The following is a 16975-nucleotide window of genomic DNA, read 5'->3' on the forward strand; positions in this document are numbered from 1 at the left end:
AGAAATTATCCTAAATTAGAGATTTTTTTATTTTAGAATCCGAAACTGTATCCAAAGCTTGATGTAACAAATTTGTTATTAACTTTCGTATTCCATTTATCATATTCATATGTTGTACCTCTAACACCATTAACATTTGTGTGGTAAACTGAACTCATATATGTATTTTCAACTTTACTTCTAATTACATTATAAGACAAATCAACAAAGAAATTTTTATATTTTAATCCTGTACCAAGTCCATAATACAACCCATTTTTAAATTTATAGCTTTCATCTATCCTTCCAGCTGAATCAGGGTATTCTGTAGTATTCTGAGCATATTTTGATTCTAGCTTTCCTGAATTTATTGAATATCCTAAATTAGCTTTTACATAAGGAACTATATCTTCTGAAGGTGTAGCAAAATTATATCTTGCAATTGCATAAATTGGAAGAGCATTGAATTTTTTACTTGTTATATTTAATTCTGAGCCATCTTCATCAAGAATTGGTTCATCTGCTGCATTTTTCTTAAAGCTGTTTGCCTTATAAAATATACCTCCTCCAACTTCAAATCCTGTTCCTAGATTTCTTCTATATTCTGCACCAAGTTCAAACCCTCTTTTTAACAAATCAAAACTTGCATCTTCATCCTTGATTTTTGCTTTTGAACTGAAATCAAATCCTGCTCTAACATCAACTGTATTTCCTTCAGCAAAAGAAGCTAATGCTGTAATCATAAAAATTGATAAAATTAATTTTTTGACAGTAATCCTCCTATTATTTTCTATCTACCTCATTAGTATAGCATATATAAATTAAAATTTCAAAAATATTTTTGTATACAAATTTATTGCGAGTCTTTTTTGGTATTTATTAATTATTTCAAAATGTAATTTCACAAGTAGACAAAATTTTTATTTCTTTCTAGAGATAACTAGAAAGAGAGAGTTAGTATGTTCTATGGTAATCTTTTTACAAATTTAATTATCAAAGATAAATATTTACTGCAATGAATGATCCTTCAAAAAAAATAAAAAAGTACACAATTAAGTGTACTTCAAAAATATTTTATTTATACAATTCTTAACGATTTCTTCTGTTTATAAAACCTTTCATTTTCTTAACCGCTAGGTAAGAATCTATTTGCAACAGTAATTCTACTGCAGTCCCAACTAAGATTAGCAAACTTGTTCCTCCAAGCATAACTGGAAGTTTTAAAACGTATCCAAACCAGATATTTGGCATAATACCTAATAATGATAAAAATATCGCACTTCCAAACGTTACTCTTGTTGCAACTTTTTCCAAATAATCAGCCGTTTCTTTTCCAGCTCTTACCGTTGGAATTGTTCCTCCACTTTGCTTCAAATCATCAGACACTTTGTCTGGATCAAAAGCAATAGTAAGTGTATAGAAAAATGAAAATACTGTAATTAATATTGCAAATAATAATAGATATAAAACTCCTTTTGGCTCAAACTGAGCTGCTAAAAAGTTTTTTAAATCTCCAGTTTTCATCATTGAAACTAAAAACGGCGGTGCTGCCATCAATACTGACGCAAAGATTATTGGCATTACTCCTGACATATTTATTTTTAATGGCAAATATGTTCTTTTTCCAACTGTACTTTGTCCCCCGCCAAATCCAAGACTACCTTTTCCTGCATATTGAATAGGAATTCTTCTTTCAGCAAGCTGTACAATTACCATTAGTGCAATAAATACCACAAATGCTACAATTGATAATCCTAACAGAACTTTTCCCATTCCACTAGGTAATCCAGAGATCATTTGGCTTATTACTGTTGGCAATCCTGCAACAATATTCAGAAATATCAGCATTGAAGTCCCATTTCCAATACCTCTTATTGAAATTCTTTCAGAAATCCACATTAAGAATGAAGTTCCACCTGTAATCAGGACTACTGTACTAAGTATGAATTTTGGACCTGGTTCCAATACTAATCCTTGATTTTGCATTAAGACTGCAATTCCAAACGACTGAATTATTGCCAGTACAATTGTTACATATCTTGACCATTGAGTTATTTTATCTCTTTCTTTTCCACCTTCCTTTTGCATTTCATCTATCTTAGGAAAAATTACTCCTAATAATTGAAATACGATGGAAGCGTTAATATACGGGACAATTCCCAACGCAAAAATTGAAGCTCTTTCAACAGCTCCACCCGAAAATAAATTTAAAAATTGAGCAATTGCATTTCCCTGCTGGAAATTTTTAAAAGCATCTGTATTAATTCCTGGAACTGCTATATGAATTCCAACTCTTGCGACCATTATCATTAATAATGTAAATGTTACTCTTTTTTCTAGTTCAGGTATATTAAAAATAGCTTTTACCCTACTTGATAGTGCTTCAGCTAGAGTCAATTCTATCACTCCTTTAGTGTATGAAGAAAAAGCAAGATATTAAATCTTACTTATTCCCATCTTCTTTTTTATTATTTCCTGCTTTAGCTGAATATGATCTTACTTCTAATAATTCTACATTTCCTCCAGCTTTTTCAATTAATTCCTTAGCTGTTTTAGAAACTTTGTGTGCTTTTACAGTTAATTTTTTATTAACTTCTGCATTCCCTATGATTTTTAACAAGCTTGTAAAATCTTTTTCTTTTACATATGATTCAATATTTACATTTAAATATTCTCTTACAGCTCTTCTGCCTTTTGTATTTCTTAAAGCTTCATCCGAATATTTTGTTATAAATTTAGGGTTTTTAACTATTCCATTTTCAACTAATGTTTGTAAGCTAACTACATCTCCATCATTAAATCTTTCAACAATGTCGGCCAATGTAATTACTATTATATCTTTTTTAAATGGTGCATTAGAAAATCCTCTTTTAGGAATTCTTCTAATAATAGGCATTTGTCCACCCTCAAATATAGGTGATACATATGAACCTGATCTTTGTTTTTGTCCATTGTGACCTTTACCAGCAGTTTTTCCCCAACCAGTTCCGTGTCCTCTTCCTACTCTTCTTCTTTCTCTTTTCGATCCAGCGGCAGGTCTTAATTCATTAAGATTCATCTATTCTAAACCTCCTCTACTTTAAGTAAATAAGAAACTAATTTAATTTTTCCTTCTATATCAGCAGTTTTGTTATGAACTGCGCTTTGACTGATTTTTCTTAATCCAAGTGATTTTACAGTCGCAACATGATTAGGTTTTCTTCCATTAATTCCTTTTACAAGCGTTACTTTTACTTTAGACATTAATTTTACCTCCTAACCTTATTATCCTAAAATTTCTTCAACTGATTTTCCTCTAAGTCTTGCAACGTCTTCTATAGAACGTAATTGTTTAAGACCTTCTAAAGTTGCTCTTGCAACATTATCTTTAGTTTTTGAACCTCTAATTTTTGTAAGCACGTCTTTTACACCTGCTAGCTCTAATAATTCCCTAGTTGCTGAACCGGCGATAACTCCTGTCCCTTTTGAAGCTGGTTTCAATAATACAGAAGTTGCATTATATTTACCAATTTGCTCATGTGGCAATGTTCCACCTTTTAATGAAACAGTTACTAAGTTTTTCTTAGCGTTTGCAATAGCTTTTCTAATTGCATCAGGTACTCCGTTAGCTTTTCCTAAACCGATACCTACTTTTCCTTTTTCATCTCCAACAGCTGCTAATACTGAGAACGAAATTCTTCTTCCTCCTTTAACAGTTTTAGAAACTCTGCTTATTCTTAAAAGTCTTTCTTTATATTCACTTTCTCTTTCTCTGTTATCTCTATCTCTAGCCAAAATAAATCCTCCTTATCTTTAGAATTTTAATCCTGCTTCTCTCGCAGCATCTGCCACAGCTTTAACTCTTCCTGTGTAAACGTATCCTCCTCTGTCGAATACAACAGCAGTAATCCCTTTATCTAATGCTTTTTTAGCAATTCTTTCTCCTATTTGTTTAGCTGCTTCGATATTTGAACCTTTTTCAATTTTTGCACCTTTTTCAATAGTTGATGCAGAAACTAAAGTATTTCCTGTTGTATCATCAATTACTTGAACGAAGATATTTTGTAAACTTCTATACACAGCAAGTCTAGGTCTTTCAGCAGTTCCAACGATTTTTTTTCTAATACTTCTATGTTTTTTTTGTCTTAATTTATTTCTATCAAGTTTTTTTACCATTAAAATCTACCTCCTATCCTTTCTTACCTTCTTTTCTTCTAATTACTTCATCAGCGTATTTAACACCTTTCCCTTTATATGGTTCAGGTGGACGTTTAGCTCTGATGTTTGCAACAACTTGTCCAACTAATTGCTTGTCAATTCCTTCAACAGAAATTTTAGTATTTCCTTCAACTTTGAAAGTAATTCCTTCTACTGCTTCAACTTCAACTGGATGTGAATATCCTAAAGATAATGTTAATCCTTTTCCGCTAGCTTGTACTCTATATCCTACTCCGACTAATTCTAATCCTCTAGTAAATCCTTCACTTACTCCAACAATCATATTGTTTAAGTTTGCTCTTGTAGTTCCATGAAGAGCTCTTATATTTGGTAAATCATTTGGTCTTTCAAATGTAATTTCATTACCATCAATATTTACTTTAATTTCACTGCTTAATTCTCTTACTAATTGCCCTTTCGGCCCTTTTACAGTAAAAGTATTTCCTTCCTGCTTGATTTCAACGCCTGCAGGTATAGTTATAGGTTTTTTACCTATTCTTGACATTGTTTATCCTCCTAATTTATAAAATGCGTAAATTACCACACGTAGCAAAGAACTTCTCCACCAACGTTATGCTTTCTGCATTCCTTGTCTGTAATAACACCTTGTGGTGTTGAGACAATGGCAATTCCTAATCCACCTAATACTTTAGGTAAACTTTCTACAGATGTGTAAACTCTTCTTCCAGGTTTTGATATTCTTTTTAACCCTTTAATTACAGCTTCTCCATCTACAGTTTTTAAAGAAACAACTATGTTTTTTATAGCTCCTTCTTCTTTAATTTCGTAACCGTTTATATATCCTTCATTTTTTAATATATTTGCTATACTTTCTTTAATTCTTGAAAATGGTACTGCAACTTGCGCATGTTTAGCCATATTTCCGTTTCTGATTCTAGTAAGCATATCAGCAATAGGATCTGTTAAATACATTAATTCTTCCTCCTCTCAAAATTACCAACTTGATTTTTTTACTCCTGGGATAACTCCCTCTCCTGCTAATTGTCTGAACATAACTCTTGAAATACCAAATTCTCTCATATATCCTCTTGGTCTTCCGTTAATTTGACATCTATTTCTAACTCTTGTAGGCGAAGCATTTCTTGGTAATTTAGATAATTCTAAAACTGCTTCTCTATCACCTTTTTTAGCTCTTTCTTTTAACTCAGCTCTTTTAGCTGCATATTTATCAACTGTTTTTTGTCTTTTTAAGTTTCTTTCAACCATTGCTTTTTTAGCCATTGATTAAATTACACCTCCTTCAAAATAATACTATTTTGCAAACGGCATTCCGAATGCTTTTAATAAAGCTCTTCCTTGCTCATCATTTTGTGCTGTAGATACAATCGTGATTCCTAATCCAAAGATTTTATCCACTTTATCAATTTCAATTTCAGGGAATACGATTTGTTCTCTTAATCCTAATGTATAGTTTCCTCTTCCATCAAATCCTTTAGGTGACACACCTTCAAAATCTCTTACCCTTGGTAATGTGATACTGATCAATCTGTCTAGGAATTCATACATTTTTTCTTTTCTTAATGTAACTTTTGCTCCAATTTTTTGTCCTTCTCTTAATTTAAATCCAGCTTCTGATTTTCTAGCAGCTCTTGCTACAGGCTGTTGTCCTGTAATTTGTGCTAATTCAGCAATAGCCGTATCTATTAATTTAGGATTGCTTACTGCTTCTCCAATCCCCATATTCACTACTATTTTATCAAGTTTTGGCACTTGCATAACATTAGATAAATTTAATTCTTTCAATAATGATGAAACTATTTCATCTTTGTATAATTTTTGTAATCTTGGAATATATTTTTCAGCCATTTATTACATCCTCCTCTCTAAAATATTATATTTCGTTACCAGATACAACTGATATTCTTACTTTTTTTCCATCTCTTATTTCTTTTCTTACTCTTGTAGGTTTTCCTGCTCCTTCATCCCAAAGCATTACTTTAGATGAGAAGATTGGCATTTCTCTTTCTACAACTTCGCCTTGTGGGTTCATTGCATTAGGTTTAATATGTCTTTTTTTAATATTTACACCCTCAACAATTATTTTTCCAGTTTTAGGGAATACTTTTAATACTTTTCCAATTTTTCCTTTATCTCCAGTTTGTGTACTCTTTTCATTACGTAACAAATCTTTTGATCTACCACTAATTACGATAACTGTATCTCCAGTTTTAACATGTAATCTTCTAGGTACTGATTTTAAGTTTGGTTTAGCCACGTTTAACTCTCCTTCCTATAATACTTCTGGTGCTAGAGAAACTATTTTCATAAAGTTTTTCGCTCTTAATTCTCTTGCTACAGGTCCAAAAATTCTTGTCCCTCTTACTTCTAATGCCGTATTCAAAATAACTGCCGCATTGTCATCAAATTTTATATATGAACCATCTGCTCTTTTTAATTCTTTTCTTGTTCTAACGATTACAGCTTTAACTACATCACCTTTTTTAACGTTTCCGTTTGGTATAGCTTCTTTTACAGTTGCTACTACGATGTCTCCAATTTTACCGAATCTTCTTCTTGATCCACCTAATACTCTAATAACCATGATTTTTTTAGCTCCAGTGTTATCAGCAACATTAAGCATCGATTGTTGTTGAACCATTTAAAATTTCCTCCTCTCAAATATTAACTCACACTATTTTCTTCTTATTTTAATATTGAAAATAAAACATCAAGCAATTTTCTTAATAAGATTAAATTATTTAGCTCTTTCTAAGATTGTAACAACTCTCCATCTTTTATCTTTACTTAATGGTCTAGTTTCCATAATTTGCACTTTATCTCCGATTCCACAATTATTGTTTTCATCGTGTGCTTTATATTTTTTAGAAGTTTTTACTCTCTTTTTATAAAGTTTATGTAATTTCATTGTTTCTTCAAGAACAACTACAGTTTTATCCATTTTGTTAGAAACAACGATTCCTTCTCTTACTTTTCTTTCGTTTCTTTTATTTTCCACTCTTGATCCTCCTATTTACCAGTTTTTTCAGTTACAACAGTTTTTAGTCTTGCTATTGTTCTTTTAACATCTCGTATTTTAGCAGTGTTTTGTAATTGTCCAAGAGTTTTTTGAAATTTTAAATTAAACAATTCTTGTTTCAATTCATTTACTTTAACTTCCAATTCTTCCAATGATAATTCTCTAATTTCGTTAATTGTCATTACTTATCACCACCTACTTCTTCTTTTCTAACAAATTTAACTTTTATAGGTAGTTTATGTCCAGCTTTTCTTAATGCTTCTTTGGCTTTCTCTTCTGATACTCCACCAACTTCAAACATTATTTTATTCTTTTTAACTACTGCTACCCAACCTTCTGCATTACCTTTACCTTTACCCATTCTTGTTCCTTCAGGTCTTTTTGTATAAGGTTTATCAGGGAATATTCTAATCCAAATTTTACCTTCTCTTTTAAACGTTCTGTTGATTGTTACCCTACAAGCTTCTATTTGTCTTGAAGTAATCCAACCAAATTCTCTAGCGGCAAGTCCAAATTCACCAAAATCAACTTTGTTTCCTTTAGTTGCTACGCCACCCATTTTTCCTCTGAACTGTTTTCTATATTTCGTTCTTTTAGGTATTAACATATTATTCGTTTTCTCCTTCCTTTGTAGTAGAAAGAACTTCACCATTAAATATCCATACTTTTAATCCTAAAGCACCGTATGTAGTGTGTGCAGTAGCTGTTGCATAATCAACATCTGCTCTTAAAGTATGTAGTGGTACTCTTCCTGAAAGTGTCCATTCACTTCTTGCAATTTCGGCACCATTCAATCTTCCCGATACCATAACTTTAATTCCTTTAATCCCAGCTTTTTCTGCTCTTTGAATAGCTTGTTGAACTGCTCTTTTATAAGCAACCCTTTTTTCAATTGCAGTTGCAATACTTTCTGCTACTAATTGAGCGTCTTTATTAGGATTTTTGATTTCTTGTACTTTAATTTGTACTCTTTTACCAGTTAATTTTTCCAATTTTACTTTTAAAGCCTCGATTTCTTGACCTTTTCTTCCAATTAAGATTCCAGCTTTTCCAGTTTCTATGATAACTGCTACTTCTGTAGGTGATGTTCTTTCTATTTGAATAGAAGAAATCCCTGCGTGGTAATAGTTTTTCTTAACATATTCTTTTATTTTTAAATCTTCGTGAAAGTTGTTTACGTATTCTTTCCCCTCAGCGAACCATTTTGAATCCCAAGTTCTTGTGATTCCTAATCTTATCCCCCTAGGATCTACTTTTTGTCCCACAGACTTACCTCCTTATTTGTCTAAATTAATCTTCTCTTTCATCAACTTCTACTGTGATATGAGCTGTTGGTTTTCTAATAACGTCAGCTCTTCCCATTGCTCTTGGGCTGATTCTTTTTAGTACAGGTCCTTTATCAATTAATATTTTCGAAATAAATAATTTATCAGGATCCATGTTGTTATTATGTTCAGCGTTTGCAATTGCTGATCTTAATGTTTTTTCTATGTATAATGCCGCTTTTTTATTTGTAAATTTTAAAATGTTCAATGCTTGCAATGCATTTTTCCCTCTTACAATATCAGCAACTAATCTTGCTTTTTGAGGGCTTAATCTTTGGTATTTCAATTTAGCTACTACTGCCATTCAAAGTCCTCTCCTTTCATCAATGTATGTATATCGGTTATTTTAATTATTTTTTACCTTTTTTAGCGTCTTTTCCATGTCCGTAGAAAGTTCTAGTTGGTGCAAATTCACCTAATTTATGTCCAACCATTTCCTCAGTTACATATACAGGTATATGTTTTTTACCGTTATATACAGCAAAAGTATGTCCAATAAATTGAGGGAATATAGTTGATCTTCTAGACCATGTTTTAATAACTTGTTTTTTACCTCCCAATGCTTCTATTTTTTCTAATAAATATGCATCAACAAAAGGTCCTTTTTTTAATGAACGAGCCATTCTTTCCTCCTTATTTCATTTTTTAAATCGAGAAATGTTACTCAATACATCTCATTTTAATATTCAATTCAATGTATCAAGCAATATTTTTATATTCAGCCAAACTGTTATTTAGATGCGTTATCTGTCTGCTTGACTGGCACAGTCCATTTCTGCGTTTTTCATCTAAAAATTGTATTGTCAGTATTGACATTGACTTTATTTTTAAACTACTATTTTTTTCTTCCTCTAACGATGAATTTATCACTAAGTTTTTTACCTCTAGTTTTCTTACCAAGTGTAGGTTTACCCCAAGGTGTAACTGGTGATTTTCTACCAATTGGAGATCTTCCTTCTCCTCCTCCGTGTGGGTGATCCACAGGGTTCATTACAGATCCTCTAACATGAGGTTTTCTTCCTAAGTGTCTATTTCTTCCAGCTTTTCCTAATGATACTAATGAATGTTCAGAATTTCCTACTGATCCGATTGTAGCCATACATTCTTTATGAATAAGTCTTAATTCTCCAGATGGTAACTCTACGTGGCAGTAAGTTCCTTCTTTTGCAACAAGTCTTGCAGCTGTTCCTGCCGATCTTGCTAACTGTCCACCTTTACCAGGCATAAGTTCTACATTGTGAATAACTGTCCCTACTGGCAGGTCTTTTAATTTTAACGCATTTCCAGGTTTGATATCTGCACCTTCTCCTGCTAATACGATATCACCTTTTTTTAATCCATTTGGAGCTAAGATATATCTTTTTTCTCCATCAACATAGTGCAGCAATGCGATGTTTGCCGTTCTATTTGGATCATACTCAAGAGTTGCAACTTTTGCAGGCACTCCAATTTTATTTCTTTTCCAATCGATTACTCTATATAATCTTTTGTGTCCTTTATGTCTGTTTCTACCTGTTCTGTGTCCATAGTTGTCAATTCCATAAGATGAATTTAATGGTTCAACTAAAGATTTTTCAGGTCTTACTTTATCTAAGTCCTTATTAACTAATATCGACATATGCCGTGTCCCACTAGTCATCGGTTTTAATTTTTTTATTGGCATAACTTATGTTCCCTCTCTTCCTATTTCTCTTTTTATTTGTATAATTATTCAAAAAATTTCAAATAATTTCTATAATTTTACATAACTTATCTATTATAGCATTTTTAATAAATAATTTCCACAAAAAAATATAGTTATTTTTACTTTTTCTAAAAATTATTTTTCGGGGAAATCCCCGAGAAATAGATGTTATGATTTTATAATTTGTCTTATCCTTCGTAAGCTGCTATAGATTCTCCATCTTTCAACTTAACAATTGCTTTTTTGATAGCAGCTGTTTTATACATTGACATTCTGAATCTTTTGTTTTTTGGTTTAATGTTTAAAGTATTTACACCTTGAACTTTTACATTGAACAGTTTTTCAACTGCATCTTTAATTTGAAGTTTGTTTGCTCTTCTATCCACTATGAAAACATATTCATTGTTTTCCAATAAATTTCTTGCTTTTTCTGTATTAATTACAGGTTTTTTGATAATATCAGTAATATGCATTATGCTAGCACCTCCTCGATAGTTGCAAGAGCTTCTTTAGTTAAGATTACTTTATCTTGTTTGATTAACCAGTAGATGCTTAAATCTCTTGTATTAATTGCTGCAACTTTTTCAATATTTCTAGTTGATAAATATAAGAAATAATCTCTATCTATATTATCAGTATCATCATTTGTTATATATAATTGTTTTACACCATCAAAGTTTAATGCTTTTGCAAAATCAATGAATGTTTTTGTTTTTGGTGTTTCCAATGTGAAATCATCTAATACGATTACATTTCCTTCACTAATTTTTGTTGCTAAAGCTGATTTTAAAGCTAATTTTCTAACTTTTTTATTTACTTTTTTAGCATAGTTTCTTGGTTTTGGTCCGTGAACTACTCCTCCACCTACCATGTGTGGTGCTCTTGTAGATCCTTGTCTAGCTCTTCCTGTTCCTTTTTGTCTAAAAGGTTTTCTTCCTCCACCTCTTACTTCTGCTCTTGTTTTTGTTGAGGCAGATCCTTGTCTAGCTTCAGCTAATTCTGCTACTAAAACTTCGTGCATTACGTGTTTATTTGGTTCGATTCCAAATACGTCATTATTTACTTCAATAGTTCCTGCTTGTGAACCGTCTAATTTATATATATTTAAAACTGGCATGTTATCCTCCTCTCTTTCCTATTAATATTTCTTTACTGATTTTTTGATAACTAAGTAACCGTTTTTTGGTCCTGGAACAGCACCTTTTACTAATAAAAGACTGTTTTCTACATCGTATTTAATAACTTGCAAGTTTTGGACTGTTACTTTTTCAGCTCCAAGTCTTCCAGCCATTTTTTTACCTTTTGGCACATTACTGTTTGATGCGGCTCCTCCTGCGTTAGAACCCCCAAGTCTATGGTTTCTTGAAACCCCATGTGAAGCTCTGTTTCCACCAAAGTTATGTCTTTTCATAACTCCTGCAGTTCCTTTACCTTTTGAAGTTCCAGAAATATCAACAAATTCGATACCTTCTAATACATCTACTTTAATTTCTTGTCCTAATGCAAAGTCAGCTGGGTTAGTTACTTTAAATTCTTTAAGAAATCTTTTTGGAGTAACTCCTGCTTTTTTAAATATTCCTAATTCAGGTTTTGTTGTATTTTTTTCTTTTTTATCTCCGTATGCCAACGTGATAGCGTTGTATCCTTCTTTTTCTTCAGTTTTTATTTGTGTAATGAAGTTAGTTCCTGCTTCAATTACTGTTACTGGAATTAATTTTTCATCTTCGAAAATTTGAGTCATTCCGATTTTTTTACCTAATATCATTTTTTATTTTTCCTCCTTAATATATTGGTTGACAATTCCCTTTAAAATAGCCAACTTGTACTAAGCCTTATGATTGCTTAATTTCAACTCCCACACCTGATGGTAAGTTTAATGATGCTAATGCATTTACGATTTGTTGATTTGAATTTTTGATTTCTACAAATCTTCTGTGAATTCTCATTTCAAATTGTTCTCTTGAATCTTTATTTACGTGAACTGATCTTAAAACTGTATATTTTTTAGTTTTTGTAGGTAAAGGAAGTGGTCCTGCTAATTCTGAACCATTTTTCTTAGCTACTTCTGCAATTTTTTTAGCAGATTGATCCAACAGTTTGTGATCATAAGATTGTAAATATATTCTTATTTTATCCAAAGTTTTTCCTCCTGTTTTATTTTTTCTCTTTGTTTTAGCAATTAGAGAAATTAGATTATAAAACCTAATTTCTCTTTTTATTCAGCATTTGTGTACTGTTTTCTATTACATTTCTAAATATTATAACAAATATTTTCATTATCTGCAATATTTATTTTTATTTTATCTCTTAAAGAAAGTCCTTTACAGAAAACTATTTAGTAATAGTTGCTACTACTCCTGAAGCTACTGTTCTTCCACCTTCTCTTATCGCAAATCTTAATCCTTCTTCCATTGCGATTGGGTGAATTAATTCTACTGTCATTTCAATGTTGTCCCCAGGCATTACCATTTCTACACCTTCTGGCAAGTTTACTTCTCCTGTAATGTCAGTCGTTCTGAAGTAGAATTGCGGTTTGTATCCTGTAAAGAATGGTGTATGTCTTCCTCCTTCATCTTTTGTCAATACGTATACTTCTGACTTGAATCCTGTATGTGGATTGATTGTTCCTGGTTTTGCAAGTACTTGTCCTCTTTCCACTTCTTCTTTCTTAGTTCCTCTTAACAATGCTCCAATGTTGTCTCCAGCTTGTCCTGAATCCAATAATTTTCTGAACATTTCTACTCCTGTTACAGTAGTTTTTGTTGTTGGCTTGATTCCTACAATCTCTACTTCTTCACCAACGTTGATTACTCCTCTTTCTACTCTTCCTGTTACAACTGTTCCTCTTCCTGTGATTGTGAACACGTCTTCAATTGGCATTAGGAATGCTTGGTCTACTGGTCTTTCTGGTGTTGGAATGTAGTCATCAACCGCATCCATTAATTCCATGATTCTTTCTACCCATTGAGCTTCTCCATTTAATGCTCCTAATGAAGACCCTTTGATTACTGGTACATCGTCCCCTGGGAATCCGTATTCTGTAAGTAATTCTCTTACTTCCATTTCTACTAGTTCTAATAATTCTTCGTCATCTACCATGTCAACTTTGTTCAAGTAAACTACGATGTAAGGTACTCCAACCTGTCTTGCAAGAAGGATATGCTCTCTTGTTTGAGGCATTGGACCGTCAGCCGCTGATACTACTAGGATTGCTCCATCCATTTGAGCCGCTCCTGTAATCATGTTTTTTACATAATCGGCATGGCCTGGACAGTCAACATGGGCATAGTGTCTTTTTTCTGTTTCATACTCAATGTGGGCTGTGTTGATTGTAATCCCTCTTTCTCTTTCTTCAGGGGCTTGGTCGATGTTTTCAAAGTCAACTTTTTCAGCTAGCCCTTTTTCAGCCAATACTTTTGAAATTGCCGCTGTCGTTGTTGTTTTCCCGTGGTCAACGTGACCTATTGTCCCTACGTTTACGTGTGGTTTGCTTCTCTCGAATTTAGCTTTTGCCATTGTTATAATTCCTCCGTTATTTTTAGTTTTTTTAAGTTCTTTAATTATTTTTCTAAATTTATTCTTTTAAATTTTTATTACTTTCCTTGTCTTTCATCAATTACTTGTTGAGCAATGTTTTTTGGAACTTCTACATATTTTTCAAATTCCATTGAGTAAGATGCTCTTCCTTGTGTTTTTGATCTCAAGTCAGTTGCATAACCGAACATTTGTGATAAAGGTACTTCTGCATTAATAATTTTTGCATTATTTCTGTCAGTCATTCCTGAAACTTGTCCACGTCTTGAGTTCAAATCTCCGATTACGTCTCCCATGTATTCTTCTGGAGTAGTAACTTCTACTTTGAAGATTGGTTCCAACAATACCGGATTAGCGGCTCTAAGTCCTTTTTTAACTGCCATTGAACCTGCTATTTTAAATGCCATTTCTGATGAATCGACCTCATGGTAAGATCCATCATACAACGTAACTTTTATATCTTGAACAGGGTATCCTGCGACAACTCCTGCTTCTAACGCTTCTTGAATACCTTTATCTACTGCTGGAATATATTCTCTTGGAATAGCTCCTCCAGTAATTTCATTAATAAATTCGTAACCTTTTCCGTGATTAGCTTCAACTTTCATCTTAACATGTCCGTATTGTCCACGTCCTCCAGATTGTTTTGCATATTTTTCTTCAATATCTGCTAATCCATTGATTGTTTCTCTATAAGCAACTTGTGGTTTACCAACATTTGCTTCCACTTTGAATTCACGTTTCATTCTGTCTACGATGATTTCCAAGTGCAATTCTCCCATTCCTGAAATCAATGTTTGTCCAGTTTCCTGGTTAGTTGACACTTTAAATGTAGGATCTTCTTCTGCAAGTTTTGCAAGAGCTGTTCCCATTTTTTCCTGATCGGCTTTAGTTTTTGGTTCAACTGCGATTTGGATAACTGTATCAGGGAATTCCATTTTTTCAAGGATAATTGGGGCATTTTCAGCACACAATGTATCTCCTGTTGTAGTATCTTTTAATCCAACTGCCGCAGCTATATCTCCTGAGTAAACTGCATCAAGTTCTTCTCTTTTGTTAGCGTGCATTTGAAGCAATCTTCCCATTCTTTCTTTTTTGCCTTTAGTTGAGTTTAATACATAAGATCCTTTTTCTAATACTCCTGAATAAACTCTAAAAAATGATAATCTTCCAACAAATGGATCTGTAATAATTTTAGACACCAATGCTGAGAATGGAGCATCATCTCCCATTTCTCTTTGAATAGGCTCTTCGGTTTTAGGATCAGTTCCATTAATTTTTCCACCGTTAATGTCTAGTGGTGATGGCATGTAGGCAACTACTGCATCAAGCAATGGTTGAATCCCTTTATTTTTGAATGCTGTTCCACATAATACAGGTACAACAGTTCCTTCGATTGTTGCAGCTCTTAACGCTTTTTTGATTTCTTCTTCAGAGATTTCTTCTCCTCCAAAGTATTTTTCCATCAATTCATCATCAGTTTCAACTACAGATTCAATCATGTGTTCTCTTGCCGCTTGAGCATCATCTAACAATTCTGCCCTAATATCAACAACTTCATAATCTGCTCCCATAGTTTCATCTTTAAATAGGTATTCTTTCATCGTTACCAAGTCGATAATTCCTTCAAAATTATCTTCTGCACCAATTGGCAATTGGATTGGTACACCATTTCCACCTAATTTTTCTTTGATGTCGTTTACACACATGTTAAAGTCTGCTCCGACTCTATCCATTTTGTTAAAGAAAGCCATTCTTGGTACGTTGTATTTGTCAGCTTGTCTCCAAACTGTTTCTGATTGAGGTTGCACTCCGTCAACTGCTGAGAATACTGCAACCGCTCCATCCAATACTCTTAATGATCTTTCTACCTCAACTGTAAAGTCAACGTGGCCTGGTGTATCTATTATGTTAATTCTATGTCCATTCCAGAATGCTGTTGTCGCAGCTGATGTAATTGTGATTCCTCTTTCTTGTTCTTGTTCCATATAGTCCATCGTAGCAGCTCCTTCGTGAACTTCTCCGATTTTATGGTTTACTCCTGTATAAAATAAAATTCTTTCAGTAGTAGTTGTTTTTCCGGCGTCTATATGTGCCATGATACCAATGTTTCTAGTATCTTTTAAAGCAACTTTTCTTGCCATTTAATTTTTCCTCCTTGTTTTTGTAAGCTACTTCTTTATCTATAAAGTATATTTAAAATTTGAAACAATATTTTTATAAATCCAGTTCTGAAAAAATGAATTTCGTAAAAATACAAATATTTTTGAATACTTAACAATCTTTTTTAAACAAATAAAATTACCATTTGTAATGTGCAAACGCTCTATTTGCTTCAGCCATTTTATATGTATCTTCTTTTTTCTTAATTGATCCACCTTCATTATTGGCAGCTGCAATTAATTCTTTTTTAAGTTTAGCAACCATTCCGTATTCTTTTCTTTCTCTTGTATATCTAACTAGCCATCTAATTGCTAAAGTTTGCTGTCTTTCTTTTCTTACTTCAACTGGTACTTGGTAAGTTGCCCCTCCGATTCTTCTAGATCTTACTTCTAATTGAGGTCTTACATTTTCCATTGCTCTTCTGAAAACTTCAATTCCTTCTTCTTGAGTTTCTTCAGTTATTTGCTGTAACGCTGAATAAAAAATATGCTCAGCTAATGATTTTTTCCCATCTTTCATTAATCCGTTAATGAATTTAGTTACTACTTTATCGTTAAATTGAGAATCTGGTAATACATCTCTTCTTTCCGCTCTTCTTCTTCTTGACACTTAATTGTCCTCCTTACTTTTTTAAAATTTAATTACCCTTTTTTCGCTCCGTATCTTGATCTACCTTGTTTTCTGTTTACAACTCCTGCTGTATCCAATGCTCCTCTGATTATTTTATATCTAACCCCCGGCAAATCTTTTGTTCTTCCTCCTCTTAAAAGAACGATACTATGTTCTTGCAAGTTGTGTCCGATTCCTGGAATATAAGCAGTAACTTCGATTCCATTTACTAATTTAACCCTCGCTACCTTTCTTAAGGCTGAGTTAGGTTTTTTAGGTGTAGTTGTATATACTCTTACACAAACCCCTCTTTTTTGTGGATTACCTTTCAATGCAGGTGATTTTTTCTTTTTCTCAGTTGTACTTCTACCAAATCTTACTAATTGATTAATAGTAGGCATCTGTTTTCCTCCTCTCAAATTTCTTTGATTTATATATTTATTCTCGCGTTATATTTCAAAACTAAAACTTTTTATAAAGCTCATT

27 protein-coding genes are annotated in these 16975 nt (G+C 32.6%); all 27 read right to left on the reverse strand.

Translation table 11 applies throughout. The annotated features are described in order from the left end of the window. Window positions 1–32: 32 nt before the first annotated feature. A complete protein-coding gene (locus tag FVE77_RS11245) occupies window positions 33–722 on the reverse strand; it encodes a hypothetical protein (RefSeq protein WP_036087787.1) in 690 nt (229 codons plus the stop codon). A gap of 346 nt (window positions 723–1068) precedes the next feature. Beyond that, window positions 1069–2376, reverse strand: a complete 1308-nt coding sequence (gene secY / locus FVE77_RS11250) for a preprotein translocase subunit SecY (RefSeq protein ID WP_026745844.1) — start codon at window positions 2374–2376, stop codon at window positions 1069–1071. 46 nt (window positions 2377–2422) lie between these two features. After that, complete coding sequence (gene rplO, locus FVE77_RS11255; protein ID WP_026745845.1) at window positions 2423–3037, reverse strand: 50S ribosomal protein L15; 615 nt, start codon at window positions 3035–3037, stop codon at window positions 2423–2425. A 5-nt stretch (window positions 3038–3042) separates the two neighbouring features. Next, complete coding sequence (rpmD, locus tag FVE77_RS11260) at window positions 3043–3222, reverse strand: 50S ribosomal protein L30 (RefSeq protein WP_006806072.1); 180 nt, start codon at window positions 3220–3222, stop codon at window positions 3043–3045. A gap of 21 nt (window positions 3223–3243) precedes the next feature. Continuing rightward, window positions 3244–3753 (reverse strand): 30S ribosomal protein S5, encoded by a 510-nt coding sequence (gene rpsE, locus FVE77_RS11265; RefSeq protein WP_026745846.1) that lies wholly within the window; start codon window positions 3751–3753, stop codon window positions 3244–3246. A gap of 18 nt (window positions 3754–3771) precedes the next feature. After that, the gene (rplR, locus tag FVE77_RS11270; protein WP_026745847.1) at window positions 3772–4134 is read right to left on the reverse strand and encodes a 50S ribosomal protein L18; all 363 of its coding nucleotides are present in this window, start codon (window positions 4132–4134) and stop codon (window positions 3772–3774) included. Window positions 4135–4147: 13 nt separating this feature from the next. Then, window positions 4148–4681, reverse strand: coding sequence for a 50S ribosomal protein L6 (gene rplF / locus FVE77_RS11275; RefSeq protein WP_026745848.1), 534 nt, complete (start codon window positions 4679–4681; stop codon window positions 4148–4150). A gap of 32 nt (window positions 4682–4713) precedes the next feature. After that, on the reverse strand, window positions 4714–5109 hold the full coding sequence (gene rpsH / locus FVE77_RS11280; protein WP_018451269.1) for a 30S ribosomal protein S8: 396 nt from the start codon (window positions 5107–5109) through the stop codon (window positions 4714–4716). A 21-nt stretch (window positions 5110–5130) separates the two neighbouring features. Next, window positions 5131–5418: a 30S ribosomal protein S14 gene (rpsN, locus tag FVE77_RS11285; RefSeq protein ID WP_012806360.1), complete on the reverse strand. Its 288-nt coding sequence runs from the start codon at window positions 5416–5418 to the stop codon at window positions 5131–5133. Between the two features lie 30 nt (window positions 5419–5448). Then, window positions 5449–6003 carry a 50S ribosomal protein L5 gene (gene rplE / locus FVE77_RS11290; protein ID WP_006806078.1) on the reverse strand — a complete coding sequence of 185 codons (555 nt, stop codon included), beginning with the start codon at window positions 6001–6003 and terminating at the stop codon, window positions 5449–5451. Window positions 6004–6028: 25 nt separating this feature from the next. Continuing rightward, on the reverse strand, window positions 6029–6412 hold the full coding sequence (rplX, locus tag FVE77_RS11295) for a 50S ribosomal protein L24 (RefSeq protein WP_006806079.1): 384 nt from the start codon (window positions 6410–6412) through the stop codon (window positions 6029–6031). Between the two features lie 15 nt (window positions 6413–6427). Next, on the reverse strand, window positions 6428–6796 hold the full coding sequence (rplN, locus tag FVE77_RS11300) for a 50S ribosomal protein L14 (RefSeq protein WP_012806357.1): 369 nt from the start codon (window positions 6794–6796) through the stop codon (window positions 6428–6430). 96 nt (window positions 6797–6892) lie between these two features. Further along, the gene (rpsQ, locus tag FVE77_RS11305; RefSeq protein WP_026745849.1) at window positions 6893–7153 is read right to left on the reverse strand and encodes a 30S ribosomal protein S17; all 261 of its coding nucleotides are present in this window, start codon (window positions 7151–7153) and stop codon (window positions 6893–6895) included. Between the two features lie 11 nt (window positions 7154–7164). Beyond that, entirely contained in the window at window positions 7165–7356 is a 192-nt protein-coding gene (gene rpmC, locus FVE77_RS11310; protein ID WP_006806082.1) for a 50S ribosomal protein L29, read from the reverse strand. After that, window positions 7356–7781 (reverse strand): 50S ribosomal protein L16, encoded by a 426-nt coding sequence (gene rplP, locus FVE77_RS11315; protein ID WP_018451265.1) that lies wholly within the window; start codon window positions 7779–7781, stop codon window positions 7356–7358. The genes rpmC and rplP overlap by 1 nt, the downstream gene beginning before the upstream one ends. Window position 7782: 1 nt before the next feature. Beyond that, on the reverse strand, window positions 7783–8439 hold the full coding sequence (gene rpsC / locus FVE77_RS11320) for a 30S ribosomal protein S3 (protein ID WP_006806084.1): 657 nt from the start codon (window positions 8437–8439) through the stop codon (window positions 7783–7785). Between the two features lie 25 nt (window positions 8440–8464). Continuing rightward, window positions 8465–8803, reverse strand: a complete 339-nt coding sequence (rplV, locus tag FVE77_RS11325) for a 50S ribosomal protein L22 (RefSeq protein ID WP_006806085.1) — start codon at window positions 8801–8803, stop codon at window positions 8465–8467. Window positions 8804–8849: 46 nt separating this feature from the next. After that, a complete protein-coding gene (gene rpsS, locus FVE77_RS11330; RefSeq protein WP_006806086.1) occupies window positions 8850–9122 on the reverse strand; it encodes a 30S ribosomal protein S19 in 273 nt (90 codons plus the stop codon). A 212-nt stretch (window positions 9123–9334) separates the two neighbouring features. Beyond that, entirely contained in the window at window positions 9335–10162 is an 828-nt protein-coding gene (rplB, locus tag FVE77_RS11335; RefSeq protein ID WP_021768816.1) for a 50S ribosomal protein L2, read from the reverse strand. Between the two features lie 209 nt (window positions 10163–10371). Next, entirely contained in the window at window positions 10372–10656 is a 285-nt protein-coding gene (gene rplW / locus FVE77_RS11340) for a 50S ribosomal protein L23 (protein WP_006806088.1), read from the reverse strand. Next, window positions 10656–11300, reverse strand: a complete 645-nt coding sequence (rplD, locus tag FVE77_RS11345; RefSeq protein ID WP_021768815.1) for a 50S ribosomal protein L4 — start codon at window positions 11298–11300, stop codon at window positions 10656–10658. The genes rplW and rplD overlap by 1 nt, the downstream gene beginning before the upstream one ends. 21 nt (window positions 11301–11321) lie before the next feature. Beyond that, window positions 11322–11948, reverse strand: a complete 627-nt coding sequence (gene rplC, locus FVE77_RS11350) for a 50S ribosomal protein L3 (protein WP_026745850.1) — start codon at window positions 11946–11948, stop codon at window positions 11322–11324. A gap of 67 nt (window positions 11949–12015) precedes the next feature. Beyond that, a complete protein-coding gene (gene rpsJ / locus FVE77_RS11355; RefSeq protein WP_012806349.1) occupies window positions 12016–12321 on the reverse strand; it encodes a 30S ribosomal protein S10 in 306 nt (101 codons plus the stop codon). A gap of 193 nt (window positions 12322–12514) precedes the next feature. Beyond that, window positions 12515–13699 carry an elongation factor Tu gene (gene tuf, locus FVE77_RS11360; protein ID WP_026745851.1) on the reverse strand — a complete coding sequence of 395 codons (1185 nt, stop codon included), beginning with the start codon at window positions 13697–13699 and terminating at the stop codon, window positions 12515–12517. A gap of 77 nt (window positions 13700–13776) precedes the next feature. Beyond that, window positions 13777–15861, reverse strand: a complete 2085-nt coding sequence (fusA, locus tag FVE77_RS11365) for an elongation factor G (RefSeq protein WP_026745852.1) — start codon at window positions 15859–15861, stop codon at window positions 13777–13779. Window positions 15862–16018: 157 nt separating this feature from the next. Next, window positions 16019–16489, reverse strand: coding sequence for a 30S ribosomal protein S7 (rpsG, locus tag FVE77_RS11370; RefSeq protein ID WP_018451569.1), 471 nt, complete (start codon window positions 16487–16489; stop codon window positions 16019–16021). A gap of 32 nt (window positions 16490–16521) precedes the next feature. Further along, the gene (gene rpsL / locus FVE77_RS11375; RefSeq protein WP_006806098.1) at window positions 16522–16890 is read right to left on the reverse strand and encodes a 30S ribosomal protein S12; all 369 of its coding nucleotides are present in this window, start codon (window positions 16888–16890) and stop codon (window positions 16522–16524) included. Window positions 16891–16975 lie beyond the last annotated feature (85 nt).

It is taken from the genome of Leptotrichia hofstadii, from assembly GCF_007990525.1.
Taxonomy (GTDB): domain Bacteria; phylum Fusobacteriota; class Fusobacteriia; order Fusobacteriales; family Leptotrichiaceae; genus Leptotrichia; species Leptotrichia hofstadii.